This is a genomic window from Streptomyces sp. NPDC047002 (assembly GCF_040704505.1).
Taxonomy (GTDB): Bacteria; Actinomycetota; Actinomycetes; order Streptomycetales; family Streptomycetaceae; genus Streptomyces.
In genome coordinates, this window is sequence record NZ_JBEYWC010000011.1 from 35952 (window position 1) to 52242 (window position 16291).

The window sequence follows — 16291 nt, forward strand, 5'->3', positions numbered from 1 at the left end:
GCTAAGCGACATGGGGAAACCGGTCAACACCCGAAGCACCGCGCAGGAGCCCGCGAAGGGTCCGGTCGACAAGGCGATGGAGGTGCTTGTGGCCCTGGTCGAGGAGGGCGGCGGGCCGCACCGCCTGGGCGACATCGCCCGGCGCACGGGCCTGGCGAAGCCGACGGTCCACCGCCATCTGCGCACCATGGCGGAGTACGGCTTCGCACGCCCCGCCGAGCAGGGCAGCTACCGCCCCGGGCCCCGGCTGCTGGGCCTCGCCGCCGCCGCGCTCGACGCGGAGCCCGGCCTCGGGCTCGCCCGGCCCGTCCTCGCCGACCTGCGGCAGCGCACGGGGCTGCTCGCGTACTACGCCGTGCCGGACGCGGACGACGCCGTGTGCCTCGCGCTCTCCGAGCCGGCGAGCCACTACGCCACGGGCCCGCGCCCCGGCGGGCGTTCGCCGCTGCACTGCTCGGCTGCGGGCCTCGCGATGCTCGCCGCGCTCCCCGCAGACGAGGCGGCGCGGGCCGCCGGGGCGCTCGCGGGGCCGGGCAGCCCGGCCCCGCCCACCCCGTACACCCTGACCGAACCCGCCGAGCTGCGCGCCGAGTTGGACCGTACGGCGCGGCGCGGCTACGCGCTGGACGACGGGTACGGCGAGGAGGACACGCGCGGGGTCGCCGCGGTGGTGCGCGCAGCCGACGGGCGGCCCGTGGGCGCCCTCGCGGTGTGCGGCCCGGTGTTCACCCTGGACGACGCGGCCTTCGAGGTGTTCGGACCGATGCTGCGCGCGGCGGCGCGCACCGTGTCGGCGGGGCTCGGCGGCCCGCCGCGCCTCGGCGTGGTGCCCGCGGCCCAGACGGTCGAGGCAGGCCAAGCCGCCGAGGCCACCCCGGAGTCGGACGGGGGCCGGGCATGAGCGCACTGCGCGAACTGCTCGAACGGGCCCGCGGCGAGCGGGTGTTCTCCGGTGCCGCCTGGTCGGTGGGGACCGCGGACGCGGTCCTCGACCGCGGCTGGACCGGGACGCGCGGACACACCGGCACCGCCCCGGGCTGCCCCGACCCCGACGGTCCGCCGCTCGACGGCGAGGACCTGTGGGACCTGGCGTCCGTGACCAAGCCGGTGGTGGGGCTCGCGGTGATGGCGCTCGTCGACCGGGGGCTGGTCGCACTCGCGGACACCGTCGGCGCCCACCTGCCCGCGTACGCGGCGACCGACAAGGCGGGGCTGACGGTGGCGGACCTCCTCGCGCACACCTCGGGGCTGCCGGGACAGGTGCCGATGTACCGCGAGCACCCCACCGGCAGGGCGCTGCTCGCCGCGCTCGGCACGCTGCCGCTGACCGGGCCGCCGGGCACCCGCGTCACCTACTCGTCGCAGGGCTTCATGCTGCTCGGGCTGATCGCCGAGGCGGCGGCGCGCATCCCGCTCGACGCCCTGGTGGCCGAGACGGTGAGCGGGCCGCTCGGCCTGTCCGGTACGGGCTTCACCCCGGACGCGGAAGGCCGGGCGCGCGCCGTGGCCACCGAGTACTGCCCCTGGCGCGGCCGGGTCGTCGCAGGCGAGGTGCACGACGAGAACGCCGCCGTGCTCGGCGGGGTCTGCGGCCACGCCGGGCTGTTCGCGCCGCTCGCCGACATGGAGCGGCTCGGCGCCTGCCTCGCGGGCGGCGCTCCCGGGCTGCTGCGCCCGGAGACGTACGCGCTGATGACCGCGCCGCGCACGGACGGCCTGAACCTGCGCAGGTGCCTCGCCTGGCAGGGCCTCGACCCGGTGGGCTCGCCGGTCGGCACGGCCTTCGGACCTGCCTCGTACGGGCACACCGGCTTCACCGGCACCAGCGTGTGGGTCGACCCGGTCGCCGGCCTCTACGCGGTGCTGCTCACCAACCGCGTCCACCCCACGCGCGAGGGCGAGGCGGTCGGGGCGGTGCGCCGCGCCTTCCACGACACGGCGCACGCCCAGTACACGCGGGGGTGAAGGCCGGGCGGACGACACGCCGCGCGGGCGCGCCGCGTCCCCCCGTACGGCCCATCCGGGACACCGGGGCCAGGACCGCAGGGGGCTGACGGGCCGCCAGGCGGCCGTCGCGCGTAGCGGGGACCGCGGGCGGCTGCGCGGCGGTGCGGCCGGTTGGCGGGCGGGCACTACCCGCAGGTGCGAAATCGGCGCGGATCACACCGCGGCCCCGGCAGGGCGGGAAGAAGTCGTCGCAACCGGGCGCGGACGCGACTCGGAGTGTGAAGACCGCCCCGCGTGTCCGTGCCGAACCTCTGCCCCGAAGGGTCCTGAGTTGCCGTACAGACACGTCTCGCCGCGGCGCACCCGACTGGCCGGTGCCTGCGCCCTCGCCCTGACCGCCACCGCCGTCCTGTCCGCCGCCGCATCGGCCCAGGCGAAGCCGGCCGCCCCGGCCCCGCCGGGTCCCGAGGGGATCTCGGCGGCCTCCGCCGGATCGCTCGCCGCGCGCTTCGACGACACCTCGCAGGGCTCGTACTACGACGCCGCGCGCCATCAGCTCGTCGTCAACGTCCTGGACGAGTCGGCGGCCGACACCGTACGGGCCGGGGGCGCGACGCCCCGCCTGGTCCAGAACTCGCTGGCCGACCTGCGCTCCGCCACCGCCACCCTGCACGACCGCGCCACCATGACCGGCACGTCCTGGGTCATCGACCCGCGGGCCGACAAGGTCGTGGTGACGGCGGACGGGACGGTGACCGACGACCGCCTCGCCAGGCTCAACCAGGTCGTCGGCGACCTGGGCGGCCGCGCCGTGCTCGAACGCACCGCGGGCCGGCTGTCGTTGGACCTGTCGGGCGGCGACGCGATCTGGGGCAGCGACGCCCGCTGCTCGCTCGGCTTCAACGTGGTCAAGGACGGCGACCCGTACTTCCTGACGGCGGGTCACTGCGGGAAGGCCGTCTCGACCTGGTCCGACAAGCAGAGCGGCAGCGAGCTCGCGAAGACGGAGAGCGCGACCTTCCCGACCCACGACTACTCGCTGGTCAAGTACACCTCCCCGGACACCCCGCACCCCAGCGAGGTGAACCTCTACAACGGCAAGACGCAGCCGATCGAGGAGGCGGGCGCCGCGCTGGTGGGGCAGAGCGTGGAGCGCAGCGGCAGCACCACGAAGACCCACACCGGCGAGGTGACGGGCCTCGACGCGACGGTCAACTACCAGGAGGGCTCGGTGAGCGGGCTCATCAAGACCTCGGTGTGCGCCGAGCCGGGCGACAGCGGAGGCCCCCTCTTCGACGGCTCGACCGCCCTGGGCCTCACCTCCGGCGGCAGCGGCAACTGCACCTCGGGCGGGGAGACTTACTTCCAGCCCGTGCCCGAAGCGCTGAAGGCGTTCGGCGCCGAGATCGGCTGAGGCCCGCACCGGCGCCGGCGGCCGTCGGCGCCGGTGTGCCTGCGCACTCTGCCTGTTGAACTCCGCACATTGCAGAGTGCGGCGTTTCAGGGATATTTGCCCCTTTTGCCCCTTGTGCGGTGTGTGTGTTGTGATGGGTGACGCAAGCGAAGAACCAATCGAAAGGGGATGGTGGGGATGGCTTCCGTCGAACCCGTGACCCGCGACACGCAGCTTCAGGACACGGATCTCGAAGCAGCCCTCAACCCTCTGGAAGCAGAAGGCACCTTCCGCGACTCGCGCGAGTGCGCGGCGCTGGCCCTGGCCGGCGGTCAGGGCGGCCTGCTGCTGTCGCCCCCGACCCCGCGGCCGAAGAAGGGCTGACGGAAGTCCATGACCGAGCAGTCAGGTACCTCGACCCGTCTGACGGGCGCGGTGCAGGACCTCGCGTTCGAGGTGGTCTCCGCCCTCAGGGGCGGGGGCCACGTCGGCGGTGTGGGCGGCAGTGCCGGCATCAGCGGCGACGACGGCCTCGGGCTCGCGGCCGTCCGCGTGCTCGGCTCCGACCTGCTGCTGCCGAGCGTGCTGCTCGGCCGCCCCGCGGACCGGTCCGACCTCGCACTCCTCCAGCAGGCCGTCACGGTCTTCCCGCCCGGTTCCGACGCCTCCGCCGTGTCCGCGTGGAGCCACTGGGCGATGACGCACACCCTTCTCGGGCTGGCCGGCACCGCGGACACGGTCAGCACCCTCACCCGTTCGGAGCAATCGCGGGACGGTGCGGCGGCCCCGGAGCCCCCGCGCGCGGCCCCCGCGGCCGAGCCCCCGACCGACTGGCTCGACGGCGCCCCCTGGCAGACGCTCGCCCATCAGCTCGCGGTGCTCGCCGCGCTCGCCGTGCCGGGCTCGGACTCCGGCGTCGCGCGGGTGGCCGCGCACCGGCCGGTGGACGTGGCCCGCGGCTTCGTGCGCGCCGTGCGCCGCCGCGACTGGCTCCAGGCCGCAGGCACCGGCCGCTGGCTCGCCGTGCTCGACGCGGTGCCCGACACCCTGGGCCTCGACGCGGGCCTCGACTTCGTGGCGGAGATGGGCGGCGCCGACGCCCGCGTCGCGCTGCACACCCATGCGGCGCGCGCCCTGCGCGCCGGGGCCGCGGCGTGAGCGCACCGGCGCGGCCGCAGGCGGCGCCCGCGGTACGCGCCGTGGGCTCCGCCGCGCTCGGCTGGGCCCTCGCGCACCGCCGCGATTTCACCCTCGGCGAGGACGCGCTCGCCGAGCACGGCGACGTCAACCGCACCTGGAAGCCGCTCGGCGAGCTGGCGCAGGTGTGCGTCTCGGTGCGCCGCGCCACCGCGCCCGACGACCCGCTGCACGCCACCGCCTCCGACCTGCTGGCGTACGCCTGGGAGCTGACCGGGCAGGGCGCGTACTTCCACGAGCTGCTGCGGCTCGAACCCTTCGGCACGTACGCCCTTGAGGTGTATGCCGCGTTCGCCTCCGCGGGCCTGCGCCACCCCGGCTTCGAGAAGCTGGCGGCGACGACGGTCGCGACCCGCAGCTGGCGGCTGACGGAGCAGCAGCCCAACCGCCGCCTCGGCCTGCTCAACTCCGAGCGCCGCGTGGGCCTCCCGCAGCACCGCCCGGTGGCGGACGCGCTGCGGGCGACCTGGCTCGGCGGGCTGCCCGAGCCGTGGACGTTCGAGTCGGCGTCCGGCTACAGCCTGACGCACGTGGTCTTCCACCTCACCGACTGGGGCGGCGACCCGTCGGGCGTCCCCGGCGACGTGGCGTCCTACCTGGGCCTGTGGCTGCCCGCGTGGCTCGACTCCTGTGTGGAGGACGACCAGTGGGACCTGGCGTGCGAGCTGCTCGCGGTGGCGGGCGCGCTGCCGGAGCCACCGGGCGTCGACCTGCTCGCCGGGGTCTGGCACGCGGTGGCCGCGGCCCAGGACGCCGACGGGAGCCTGCCCGAGGTCGGCCCAGGGCGGCGGGGCCGCCCCGTGCCGCGGGACTTCGCGGGCCGCTACCACTCGACCCTGATGGCCGCCTTCGCCGCGGCGCTCGCCCTGCCGCGGCGCGGCGGCGGGCCGCGCGGCGCAGCGCCCCACGCCGAAGAGGGAGTGCAGGCATGACCGACGAGACACCGGCCGCCGCGCCGCGCGCAGAGACCGCGCTGCTGCACACGGTCGGCGCGAAGGCCGTCGAGTGGCTGTACGCGCACCGCGGCGGCTTCCGCCTCGACCCCGACGCAGACCCGGAGACCGGGTTCCTCGAACGGTTCAAGCCCATCGGCGAGCTGGCGATGATCGGCGCGGTGCTCTTCCGCGAGGGCGTGGCGGGCTCACGCCAGTCCGACCTGGTGCGGCGGCTGCTCGACCACGTGTGGCACGAGGCGCTCGACAGCGGGCACATGCTGGTGCGCGGCCAGCGGACCGAGCCGATCTCCCCGATCCCCTTCGAGGTCTACCTGCCGTTCAGGGAGCTGGGGTACGCCGACCCCGCCGTGGACCGCGCGGTGCGGCTCAACCAGCGCCAGGCGAGCTGGGCCGCCTTCGAGACGAAGCCGGTGCGGCGCCTCGGCCTCACCGCCTTCCGGCGCAGGTACGCGGCGGCGGTGGCGGACCCGGGGGACGTCGGGCCCCCGCAGGACGCGGGCCCGCTGCCCGAGCTCGCCGCCGACCTGCGCCGCACCTGGCTGGCCGCGCGTCCCGAGCCGTGGACCGTGGAGGGCCACATCGCGTACGACGTGACGCACACCGTCTTCCACCTGACCGAGTGGGGCCGCCGCCCCCGCGGCCTGCCCGCCGACCTCGCGGAGTACCTGACGGCCTGGCTGCCCGCCTGGCTCGACGACTGGCTCGACCTGGAGCGCTGGGACCTGCTCGGCGAGCTGCTCGTGGTCGACGCCTGCCTGCCGGAGCCGGCCCTCGACGCCCGGGCCTGGCGCGGCTTCGCCGCCGCCCAGCAGGAGGACGGGGCGATGCCCGCGCTGCGCACCATGCCGGAGGGCGACGAGGACGAGGTGTTCGACGCGGTCTACCACCCGACGCTGGTCGCGGCCTTCGCCTCGACCGTCGCGACCTCCCGGGCGCTGTCCGCGCTCTCCGGCGGCGCCGAGCCCGCCCCCGCCGGGTCGCCGGGGTGAGCGCGCCCGGCGAGGCCTCTGCGCCGTGGCCCGCGCCCGGCGCGCCCGCACCGGGCGACGACCGGGAGACGGCGGCCGCGCTGGACGAGGCCGTGCGCGCCATGGACGCCCCGGACGCCGTCGTCGCCTTCACGCGGGACGGGCGCAGGACCGTGCGCTCCGGCGGCACCGCGCCGCCGCCGCGTGTCCCGCGCGCGCTGCTGCGCTACGAGACCGGGTCGGCGACGAAGCCGTACACGGGCCTGCTGCTCGCGCGGCTGCTGCGCGAGGGCGCGGTCGGCCCTGGCGACCCGGCCGCCGCGTTCCTGGCGCGCGGGGCCGGGCGGAGCCGGCACCCCGTCACCCTCACGCATCTGATCACCCACACGTCCGGGCTGCCCCCGCTCCCCGCCGACCTGTATCCGGGCGCGCTGCGGCAGTGGCGGAGCAACCCGTACGCGCACTACACCGACGAGCGGGTCGCCGCTGCGTTCCTGCGGGCCCGGCCGCGCCACCGCCCCGGCACCCGGTGGCGCTACTCCAACTTCGGCGTGGCCGCGCTCGGGCACGCGCTCGCCGCGGCCACCGCGACCCCCTGGGCGGACCTGCTCAGCGGCCTGGTGCTCGCGCCCCTCGGCCTGACCGGCACGGCGCTCGCACCGGCGCCGCCGGGCGCGCGCTCCCCCGACGCCACGGGCCACCGGGCCGACGGCTCCACCCCGACGCCGCCACTGCTGATCGGCGGCTTCCAGGCGGCGGGCGCCGTCCGGGCCACCCCGTACGACCTGCTCGCCTTCGTGGAGGCGCATCTGCGGCCGCCGGCCGGCTCGCCGCTCGAAGCGGACCTCTGGGCGGTCAGGCAGCCGGTGCTGCGGCGCGGGCACGGCCACCGGCACGTGCACACCCTGACCTGGTTCCGGCACGAGACCGCCCACGGGCCCGTCTACTTCCACGCCGGGGCCACCAGCGGCCAGCAGGCGTTCCTCGGCTTCGCGCCGGGCACGGACACCGCGCTCGCCGCGGTCTCCACCCGCCGCTTCCGGCTCAGGGACGCCTTCGTCGCGACGGCGTACGCACTGCTGTGCACTCCCCCCGGCGCCCGCCCCGGCACGCCCGAGGGCGTGGACGGCTGACGCGCGGCCGCAGGGTGGCGACGGGTCAGGCCGTCTTGGCCGCGACGCCCGCCCAGATCGGCACCGCGTCGTCCGCGACGCCCGCCTCCGGGTCGCCGACGTCGAGCGCGACCCGCTCGGGCCGCCAGCGCTGCGGCACCACGAGTCCTGGCTCCGCCAGCTCCATCCCGGCGAAGAATCCGGCGACCTCGTCCCTGGTGCGCGCCCGCACCCCGGCGCCCGAGGACGCGAGCGCCGATTCGAGGCCGCTCACGCCGGTCGGGTCGATGTCGCTCGCGAGATGGGTGATCACCAGGTGGCTGCCGGGCACCAGCGCGTCGAGCAGGTGCCGTACGACGGCGTACGGGTCCTCGGAGGCCGGGAGCCAGTGCAGCAGCAGGCACATGCTGACCGCGACCGGCCGGGCGAGGTCCAGGGTCCCGCGCAGCTGCGCGGAGGCGAGGATGCCCGCGGGGTCGCTCACGTCCGCGTCGATGTACGCGGTCCTGCCCGCGGGCTCGCTGGTGTGCAGCGCCCGCGAATGCGCCAGCACGATCGGGTCGTTGTCCACGTAGACCACGCGGCTTTCTGAGGCCACGGCCTGGGCCACCTCGTGCAGGTTGGGGGAGGTGGGGATGCCCGTGCCGATGTCGAGGAACTGCCGGACACCGGCCTCCTCGGCCAGGTAGCGCGTCGCGCGGTGCATGAACGAGCGGTTCACCCGCACCGCGGCCTGCGCGGTGGGGATGTTCGACGCCACCTGCTCGGCCGCGGCCCTGTCGGGCCCGTAGTTGGTCTTGCCGCCGAGCAGCGCGTCATAGATCCGCGCCGCGTGCGGCCTGTCGGTCCGCAGGTCGACCGGCGCGCGGCCCGCGCCCCGCGTCATCCAGTCCGACGTGTCCGGCATCGCAGTCCCGTCCTCTCCAAGGCCCTCTGTGGCCCGCACCCTAGACCGTCCTTCGACCGTCCGCCGCACGGGCCGCAGGGGCGGTGGCCGCGGCCACCGCCCCTGCCCCTACCGCTCGTTGCCGAACGCGTGGACCGCGAAGCCGGCGGCGGCCGCCTGTTCGTACGGCGCGCGCACCGGCAGCGGGGCCGAGGCCCACGCCCTGGGCTCGGGCCGCGGGGCCGGGGGCGGCGGCCGGCGGCCCGCCTCGGGGCAGGAGACGGCGGCCCAGACGGCCTTGCCGTCCGTGTCGGGCGTCGTCCAGCCCCAGGTCTCGCTCAGGCACTCGATGATGTGCAGGCCGCGGCCCGACTGCGCGAAGTAGTCGGGCTCTCTGACCCGGGGCACCGCAGCGCTGTGGTCGCAGACGGCGAACAGCACGGTCCCGCGCCGCAGCAGCATGCCGAGCCAGACGGCGGGTGGCGGGCCCTGCCGGGTCCCGGGCGTCGTGCCGAGGCCGTAGCGCAGGGCGTTGCTGAGCAGTTCCGAGACGATCAACGCGGCGTTCTCCGCCAGGTGCCCGAGGGACCAGTCGCTGAGGGTGCCGCCGGTGAATCTGCGCGCCTCGCCGACCGCCCGTCCGTCGGCGGGCAGCGCCCGCACGGTGCACCGGGCGGGCGGGGCGCCCGTCCGCCCGTCGAGCGGGAAGGCGTCCCGCGACGCCCGGTCGAGCAGTCGGCCGACCGTGCCTCCCGGTAAGGCGCACGACCGTCCTGGCGTACGGGATGTCATCGCGATCTCCGTGGAGCAGTCATATGTCACTTGCAGGTGATCGTCCACCACTATCCCCCCGGCAGGGATGGCGCCGCAACTGCATCTGCAATTACAGTTCTTGGCGGCGCAATTGACGTCGCAACTGCATCTGCAATTGCAGCCGATGACGCCTGGTCAGACCTACGCACAACGACAGGAGTGGGCGGAATGCGACAGATCGAGAACGGGACCCGGTCCGACCTGATTGAGGGCGCGCGCTGGACCAAGAGCCGGCACAGCGCGCCCGGCGGCAACTGCGTGGAGCTCGCCGCCCTCCCCGACGGCAGCATCGCTGTCCGCAACTCCCGCCACCCGCAGGGCCCCGCGCTGGTCTACACCCGCGCCGAGCTGGCCGCTTTCGTCGCGGGCGCCAAGGACGGCGAGTTCGACGGCATGACGGTCTGACGCACCGCAGCACCTGACGCACCGTCGGCGACGGCGCCCGCACCGGGGCGCCCGAGCCCGCGGGGCCGCACACCGGGGCGGCCTGCCGCCACCTGCGACAGGCCGCCACAGTGGTGTCCCCGCTGTACGCGGACGGGGCCCAAGTGGGAGACTGGGGCATCCATGTCCACGAGCGCCGTACGGGAGTTGTCATGAGCGCCATGCCGCAGCCGGACGGTGCGCAGCCTTCGCTGAGGCGCTACCTCGACCAGCCCCGCATCGGCCCGACCGCCCTGCGCATCGTGCTCGGTGCCCGGTTGCGGCGGCTGCGCCAGGAGCGCGGCATCTCGCGGGTGGACGCGGGCCGGGCGATCCGCGCCTCCGACGCCAAGATCACCCGGCTGGAGCGCGGGCAGGTCGGCTTCAAACAGCGTGACGTCACCGACCTGTTGACGCTGTACAAGGTCCTCGACGAGGACGAGCGTGCCGAATACGCGGAGATGGCACGCCAGGCGAGCCTGCCGGGCTGGTGGCACCAGTACAACGATGTCCTGGAGGACTGGTTCGAGCTGCACATCGGGCTCGAAGAGGCGGCCTCGCTGATCCGCACGTACGAGGTCCAGTTCCTGCCCGGCCTGCTCCAGACGCTGGATTACGCCCGCGTGGTGACCAGGCTCGGCTACCCCGACGCCCCGGAGTCGAAGATCGAGCGGCTGGTCGGCCTCAGGCTCGAACGGCAGAAGCTGCTCGACCTGCCGGAGGCGCCCACCCTGTGGGCCGTGCTCGACGAGGCGGTCCTGCGGCGCCCGTTCGGCGGCACCGAGGTGGTGCGCGCCCAGCTCACGCATCTGATCGAGATGGCCGACCGGCCCAACGTCACGCTCCAGATCGCGCCGTTCAGCGTGGGCGCGGTCGCGGCGGCCGGCACGCCCGTCACGATCCTGCGGTTCGCCGAGCCCGACCTGCCGGACAAGGTCTACCTGGAGCAGCTCACGGGCGCGATCTACCTCGACAAGCGCGAGGAGATCGACCAGTACTCGCTGATCATGGACCGGCTCAGCGCGGAGGCCAACCCGCCGCAGGACACGGTCCCTTACCTCAGATCGCTCCTCGCCGAACTGGGCTGACGGCCGGTCCGGGGACCGTGCGGGCCCGGCTCACGTACCGCGTGCGCGCCGGGCCCCACCCGATCCGGGGCGCGCGCCCCGGGCATGGCACGAGGGCCCGTCGCGGCGCCCGCGGTGGTCGTCCACCGGGGCGCCGCGACGGGCCCTCGTGTGCGCGGCGGCGCTGCCCTCAGGACCGCGCCGCCGCGCGGGGCCTGCGGAGCACCGCGACCGCGGCGCCCGCGGCGAGGACCGCGGCCCCCGCGACCGACCAGGGCAGCCAGGACCCGGTGCCCGTGCCGCCGCCCGGGGCCGCCGCCACGCCCGGCGCGGGGGTGGAGGGCGCCGCGGGGGACGAGGGCGCCGCGGCCCCCGTGGCGGGCGAAGCCGTGGCGGCCGCCGCGTCGAGGACCAGCACGGGCGCGGGGAAGTCCGGCACGGCAGTCCCCTTCTGCACCTCGTCCCAGTCGACGACGGAACCGTCCGAGTACGTCTGGGCGGCGTCGAAGGTGACGCTCGCCTTCTCGGGCAGCGGCCCGACCCGTACGTCGAAGTAGCGGTGGTCGTCGGGCCGCAGCTCGTGGCCGGCCGTCGCGGTCCACACCACATGGGTCGTGCCGTCGGCCCCGGCGGCGCCTCGCCGCACCGTCCACCCCGCGGCCGCGGGCACCGCGGTGGGCGTGACGCCCCTGGGCAGGGTGACGTCGACCCGTACGGTCGTGACGTCCGCCTTCTCCGAGGGGACCCGGAAGCGGAGCGTCGCCGGGTGCCCCTCCTGTGCGCCGTCGGAGAAGACCCGGACGTGCGCCGACGCGGGCCCCGCCACCAGCAGGAGCGACCCCACGGCCGCTGCCAGCACGGCCGCCGTGCGGTGGGCGCGGCGCCGGGAGCGGCCGCGAGGTTGCGCTGTCATGGTGGTGTGTCTCCCTCTCAGCAGCAGTCGCAGTACAGCAGGTCGGCGGCCTCGACGGCGTCGTCGGAGCCCGGGTGCATCGCCGCGGTCGCGGCGGCCATCTGCGCGAGGGTCTGCGCGGTGGCCTTGCCCTTCGACGCCAGCGAGACGCTCGTACCGTCGAAGTCGGCGAAGGCGAGCACCTGGGCCGCGTTGCCCGACGAGTCGGTGGTGAAGGACAGCAGCGGTACCTTCTCGCCGCCCTTGCGGACCGCGTACGCCTGGTAGGTGGTGGTCGGCTGAAGGTCGCGGGCCTGGAGCTGGATCATGTCGAGCCCGCTGACGGGCCGGATGGTGGCCTCAAGGCTGCGGCCCCGGTCGCCCGAGCGCATCGTCTCGCCCGCGGTGCCGTCGGGCAGTGTGGTCGGCACGTTGCGCGGGGTCGAACCGAGGCCCTGGCGGCCGAGGTTGGCGGCGGAGCCGGCCGGTGCCGCGTTCGGCACGTAGACCAGGGCCTGCGGCTCCTGGCCGACACCCACGGTGTCGATCACCCTGTTGGTCGCGGTGTCGACCACGTCGACGGTGTCGGACTTCTCCATGCCCACGTACATGCGGGTGCCGTCGCCGTTGGGCCAGATGCCGTGCGGGGCGTGCCCGGTGTCGTGGATACGGGTGACCAGCTGCGGTGTACCGCCCGGGTTCCTGCGGTAGACCAGGGTCTCGTCGAGGCCGCCGACCGTCAGGTAGGCGAACGAACCCGCCTTGGTGTTGGCGAAGTTGGGGTGGTTGGAGTCGGGCCCCGTCTTCAGCACCGCGGCGACCCTGCGGTGCTTGAGGTCGACCACACTGGTCAGGCCCACGCGCTTGTGCGGCGCCCACAGCTCGGTGCCGTCGGGCGAGATGGCCTCGTCGGAGGAGAAGGAGTCGCCGAGGCCCTTGATGTTGTAGAGGACCTTGTGCGACCTGACGTCGACCGCGGTGATCTCCGGGGCGCTGATGTGGTTGATGTAGGCCGTCCTGCCGTCGGGGCTGAGCACCACCTTCGAAGGGCCCGGGCCCACCTTGACGTTGCTGACGACGCCGCCGTGCACGGCGTCCACGATCGTGACGGTGTCACGGCCGCGGTCGGCGACCCAGAACTGCTTGCCGTCCGCGGTGAAGGTGCCCTCGTGCGAGGCCCGGCCGACGTCGGTCTCGTTGATCACCTTGTTGGTCGCCGTGTCGACGATGTCGACGGTGTTGCTGGTCACACTGACCACACCGAGCCGCTTGTCGTCGCGGGAGAAGGCGAGGCCGTGCACGCCGACGTTGTCGGTGTACTGCGGGCTGAGGGTCGCCCCGAGGCGCTGGGAGCCGAGCGCGATGGTGCCGAGGGTCCTGTCCGTGGACGGGTCGAGGACCGTGACGGTGTTGGACGTCTGGTCCGCGGTGTAGACGCGGTCGCGGCCCGACACGGGCACGGACACCGAAGTGCCGTCGCCCGCGGTGGTCCTGGCCGCCGCATGGTGCGCGCCCGCCGGGTGCGCCGGCGCCGCCTGCGCGACGCTCACCACACCGAACGCGGTGGCGCCGATGCCGGTCAGCACCGCTGTGGCGCCCGCGGCGCTCCTGATCGAGAGTCTCGACAACAACGAGATCACTGACAAACCTCCATAAAAGGCGCGCCGTCGGGGCGCGTCGGGGGAAGGGCGGGCGAAGGGCCCGTCCTGGTTCAGGGGGAATCGAGGGGCGGCCCGCGTCCTGCGCGGGAGCGGGATCTAGGCGGCGTCGCGCGGACGCACGGGGGTGCTGGCGACGAAGTGTCCCGCCGCGTCCTGCACGTACAGGGTGGTGATGCTGTCCCTCGGCATGGCGGTGGTCATGCGGACGTGCATCGGGGCGCCGCCCCTGCCGCCCGCGTGCACACTGCCGGCGGGCAGGCGTGCGCCGTGCGCGTCGCCCGTCATCAGCCGGTACGTGCCGCCCGCGTCGAGCCCGGACAGGGAGACCGGGATCTCGGTGCCCCAGGTGTGCGGAACCATCGCACCGTCCTGGGCGAGGCGCACCGCGGCGACGGACGTATGCGTACCGTCGTCCGAGGTGGCGACGACGGTCGCCAGCGCGGCGCACGCGGCAAGCACCACGGAGCCGGCCGCGACCGCGGCCCTGCGCCGTACGCGCCGCAGCCGGGGCACCGGCGCGGGGGCGGGCGCGGGCGGGGTCCAGGTGGCGAGCGGGGAGTCGGCGCGCTCGAAGGTGCGCATCACCCTGCGCACGCCCTCCGCCTCCACGGCGCAGCCCTCGCAGGACGCCACATGGCGGGCGAGCGGGGCGGGCAACGGCCTGTCGAGCAGCAGGAGTTCGGTGATCTCCTCGCGGACGGCCAGGCAGTAGCCGTTCATGGTGCCAGCCATCCGTTCTCCTCCAGGATGCCGCGCAGCGCGCGGATTCCGTAGTACAGCCGACTGCGGGCGCTCGACGCCGGGATGCCGAGCTCCTCCGCCAGGTCGGCGCAGGTGCGGCCCAGCAGGTACACCTCGATGACCGCCTCGCGGTGCTGGGGTGTGAGCCGGTCGAGCGCCTCGCTGAGCTCTATCCTCGCGAGCAGCTGGTCGTACGGGTCGCGGCCGCCGCTCTCGCGCGCCTGCTCGGACTCGTCGGCGCCCGCCGCCGGCCTGGCCGCGCGGTGCCGCCGCGCGTCCACGATCGCGTTGCGCGCGATGGCGTAGAGCCAGGTCCGCAGGCTGCCGCGGCGCGCGTCGAACGAACCGGACGAGCGCCAGGCCCGCAGGAACACCTCCTGCACGATCTCCTCGGCCAACTGCGCGTCGCCGAGGGCGTTGCGGGCGTAGCCGAGCAGTTCGCCGCCGTACTCGCGGTAGGCCTCCCGCACGCCCTTCTCGCTGCCGAGGGACGGCTCAAGGGCCTCCTTGCGCCGCGCGCGCCAGGTCCTGACGCCCACTACGACCGCCCACCCCTCGCGGTGTCCCGCAGCTCCACCGGCGTCCTCCGATCCCCTTGCATTGTGTCGCGTGGGGATACGGCGCCCCGCCCGGAGGTGTTGACGGCGCCCGGTGTGGCCTGGGTCACTCCCCCGGCCAAAGGGCGGTGCCCCGGACCGCGCCCCCGCGGGGGCGGGAACGGCCGGCCCGGTTCAGGCGCGGGTCACGGTGACGAGGCGGTAGGGCGACTGGTGGCCGATCACCAGCGGAACACCGGCGAGCTCATAGGTGTCACCCACCGTCTTCCCCCGGACATGCTCCACCTGGACGGCGAGCGGAACATAGCCGGCGACACCGGAATTCTCCCCGTTGATGGTGTCGACCGCCGCGCTGATGGCCTCCGCCTGGCTGTGCCCGTCCTGCTCGTTGTCCGTGAAGACCCAGGCCGTGCTGTCGGCACCCATGATCGATTCGAGGCAGCGCGCCAGGCTCTCCGGCGCCTCGGACATGGCCCAGATGTTGCCCGGGTGCGGCACGAGGACGTCGGTGTGCGGAACGTGGTGGCCGAAGCCCTTGATCGACCCCTTGGTGAGCCGCAGGGTCTGCGGCGGGATCCCCAGCTCGGTCAGCGCCTCCGTGAGACGGCCCGCCTGCATCTCCAGGTCGTAGGCGTTCAGGTTCCGCTTCCTGTGCCATGCCTCCTCGAGGAAGTCCGTGTCCTGGCGCCGCTGGCCTTCCACCGCGCCCACCACGGTGTTGCGCGTGGCCTCGATCACCGTACCGACCGCCACGTCGACGTCGTGGTCGATGTACGGCTCCACACGCTGCTGGTGGCCGGGGTGCAGCTCCTGGTACCAGGGGGCGGCCAGCACCTCCTCACGCGTCAGCGGCCGCTGGGTCGCGTCCTCGTCCAGGTAGAGCGCCCGCTGCACCGGCGCAGCCGCGGTCGCGGACGGCACGGCGGCCTCCGGGTGGGTCCCGGCGGGCGGCGCGTGGACGCCGGAGGGCGGCGGCACCGACATCACCCGCGCGGCGGTGGCCTCCGCCTCCCGCTCGAACGGGTCGGAGCTGTCGGAGAGGCGCAGGCCCGTCCCGTCGTCGGTGCCGGCGACCGGGCCGCGCCGCTGCTGGACGACATGGGCGAGCTCGTGGGCGAGCGTGTGCCTGTCGCGTCCCCCGCTGCCCAGGACGACGTGTTCGCTCGACGTGTAGGCCCGCGCCCCGATCGCGGCCGCCGAGGCCTCTGCGGCGCTGCCGGTGTGGACGCGGACGCCGGAGAAGTCGGCACCGAGCCTGGCCTCCATCTCGGCCCGTGCGGGGTCGTCGAGGGGGCGGCCCGGGGTACGCAGGACGTCCTGGACGGCCCGGCGCGGTGCGGCCTGCCCGGGGCTCTCGGCCCCCGCGCGGTCGCCGTCCGTACGGCCCTGGTCCCGCTCCCCGGCCGGCAGGCGTCCGGCCCGGTCGAGCATCTGGACGACCGCCGCGTTGCCGACGGCGCCCTGCAGCGCGAGGAGCCCGGGGCGCAGGGCCCGGCCCTTCGCCCCGCGCCGGCGGCGCAGCTCCCCGCCCCCGCGTGCCACGGCCGCCCCTGCCCGGTCCTCGGCGTGCATGCGACTCCCCCTCTGCCCCTGCGTCCCGCCGTACGGTCCCTGCCTGGATACCCGAGGCAGGGGAGGCCGGGCCAGGCCCCCGAGGGCAGAGTCGGGGGCAGCGCGC

At 75.2% G+C, this 16291-nt stretch carries 17 protein-coding genes; 10 read left to right on the forward strand and 7 right to left on the reverse strand.

The window, feature by feature from the left end:
- Window positions 1–10 precede the first annotated feature (10 nt).
- The 8 genes from AB0910_RS13255 to AB0910_RS13290 all read left to right on the forward strand — a co-directional run bounded on the left by AB0910_RS13255 (window position 11) and on the right by AB0910_RS13290 (window position 7594).
- Window positions 11–901: an IclR family transcriptional regulator gene (locus AB0910_RS13255; protein ID WP_366744676.1), complete on the forward strand. Its 891-nt coding sequence runs from the start codon at window positions 11–13 to the stop codon at window positions 899–901.
- Window positions 898–1965: a serine hydrolase domain-containing protein gene (locus AB0910_RS13260; protein ID WP_366744677.1), complete on the forward strand. Its 1068-nt coding sequence runs from the start codon at window positions 898–900 to the stop codon at window positions 1963–1965. Before AB0910_RS13255 ends, AB0910_RS13260 begins: the two co-directional genes overlap by 4 nt.
- A 313-nt stretch (window positions 1966–2278) precedes the next feature.
- Entirely contained in the window at window positions 2279–3361 is a 1083-nt protein-coding gene (locus tag AB0910_RS13265; RefSeq protein WP_366744678.1) for a S1 family peptidase, read from the forward strand.
- Window positions 3362–3538: 177 nt separating this feature from the next.
- Complete coding sequence (locus AB0910_RS13270) at window positions 3539–3724, forward strand: hypothetical protein (RefSeq protein WP_366744679.1); 186 nt, start codon at window positions 3539–3541, stop codon at window positions 3722–3724.
- 9 nt (window positions 3725–3733) lie between these two features.
- The gene (locus AB0910_RS13275; protein WP_366744680.1) at window positions 3734–4498 is read left to right on the forward strand and encodes a hypothetical protein; all 765 of its coding nucleotides are present in this window, start codon (window positions 3734–3736) and stop codon (window positions 4496–4498) included.
- Window positions 4495–5469: a hypothetical protein gene (locus AB0910_RS13280; protein ID WP_366744681.1), complete on the forward strand. Its 975-nt coding sequence runs from the start codon at window positions 4495–4497 to the stop codon at window positions 5467–5469. Before AB0910_RS13275 ends, AB0910_RS13280 begins: the two co-directional genes overlap by 4 nt.
- Window positions 5466–6482, forward strand: coding sequence for a hypothetical protein (locus AB0910_RS13285; RefSeq protein WP_366744682.1), 1017 nt, complete (start codon window positions 5466–5468; stop codon window positions 6480–6482). The genes AB0910_RS13280 and AB0910_RS13285 overlap by 4 nt, the downstream gene beginning before the upstream one ends.
- Window positions 6479–7594 (forward strand): serine hydrolase domain-containing protein, encoded by a 1116-nt coding sequence (locus AB0910_RS13290; protein ID WP_366744683.1) that lies wholly within the window; start codon window positions 6479–6481, stop codon window positions 7592–7594. The genes AB0910_RS13285 and AB0910_RS13290 overlap by 4 nt, the downstream gene beginning before the upstream one ends.
- 25 nt (window positions 7595–7619) lie before the next feature.
- Here the strand turns inward: AB0910_RS13290 and AB0910_RS13295 are convergent, their stop codons facing one another.
- Both AB0910_RS13295 and AB0910_RS13300 read right to left on the reverse strand, forming a co-directional pair.
- Window positions 7620–8480 carry an SAM-dependent methyltransferase gene (locus AB0910_RS13295; RefSeq protein WP_366744684.1) on the reverse strand — a complete coding sequence of 287 codons (861 nt, stop codon included), beginning with the start codon at window positions 8478–8480 and terminating at the stop codon, window positions 7620–7622.
- Window positions 8481–8588: 108 nt separating this feature from the next.
- The gene (locus tag AB0910_RS13300; RefSeq protein ID WP_366744685.1) at window positions 8589–9251 is read right to left on the reverse strand and encodes an ATP-binding protein; all 663 of its coding nucleotides are present in this window, start codon (window positions 9249–9251) and stop codon (window positions 8589–8591) included.
- A gap of 189 nt (window positions 9252–9440) precedes the next feature.
- On the opposite strand from AB0910_RS13300, the gene AB0910_RS13305 reads away from it, so the two are divergent.
- Complete coding sequence (locus AB0910_RS13305) at window positions 9441–9677, forward strand: DUF397 domain-containing protein (protein WP_345654043.1); 237 nt, start codon at window positions 9441–9443, stop codon at window positions 9675–9677.
- A 191-nt stretch (window positions 9678–9868) separates the two neighbouring features.
- Window positions 9869–10783, forward strand: coding sequence for a helix-turn-helix transcriptional regulator (locus tag AB0910_RS13310; RefSeq protein ID WP_366744686.1), 915 nt, complete (start codon window positions 9869–9871; stop codon window positions 10781–10783).
- A 169-nt stretch (window positions 10784–10952) separates the two neighbouring features.
- On the opposite strand, the gene AB0910_RS13315 is transcribed toward AB0910_RS13310, so the two are convergent.
- From AB0910_RS13315 to AB0910_RS13335, 5 genes are all read right to left on the reverse strand, one after another.
- Window positions 10953–11675: a DUF1775 domain-containing protein gene (locus tag AB0910_RS13315; RefSeq protein WP_366744687.1), complete on the reverse strand. Its 723-nt coding sequence runs from the start codon at window positions 11673–11675 to the stop codon at window positions 10953–10955.
- Window positions 11676–11692: 17 nt separating this feature from the next.
- Window positions 11693–13294: a hypothetical protein gene (locus AB0910_RS13320; protein ID WP_366744688.1), complete on the reverse strand. Its 1602-nt coding sequence runs from the start codon at window positions 13292–13294 to the stop codon at window positions 11693–11695.
- A gap of 117 nt (window positions 13295–13411) precedes the next feature.
- Complete coding sequence (locus tag AB0910_RS13325; RefSeq protein WP_366744689.1) at window positions 13412–14047, reverse strand: hypothetical protein; 636 nt, start codon at window positions 14045–14047, stop codon at window positions 13412–13414.
- Window positions 14032–14595, reverse strand: coding sequence for a sigma-70 family RNA polymerase sigma factor (locus AB0910_RS13330; protein WP_366744690.1), 564 nt, complete (start codon window positions 14593–14595; stop codon window positions 14032–14034). Before AB0910_RS13330 ends, AB0910_RS13325 begins: the two co-directional genes overlap by 16 nt.
- 192 nt (window positions 14596–14787) lie before the next feature.
- Window positions 14788–16185 carry a DUF4157 domain-containing protein gene (locus AB0910_RS13335; RefSeq protein ID WP_366744691.1) on the reverse strand — a complete coding sequence of 466 codons (1398 nt, stop codon included), beginning with the start codon at window positions 16183–16185 and terminating at the stop codon, window positions 14788–14790.
- Between the last annotated feature and the right edge of the window lie 106 nt (window positions 16186–16291).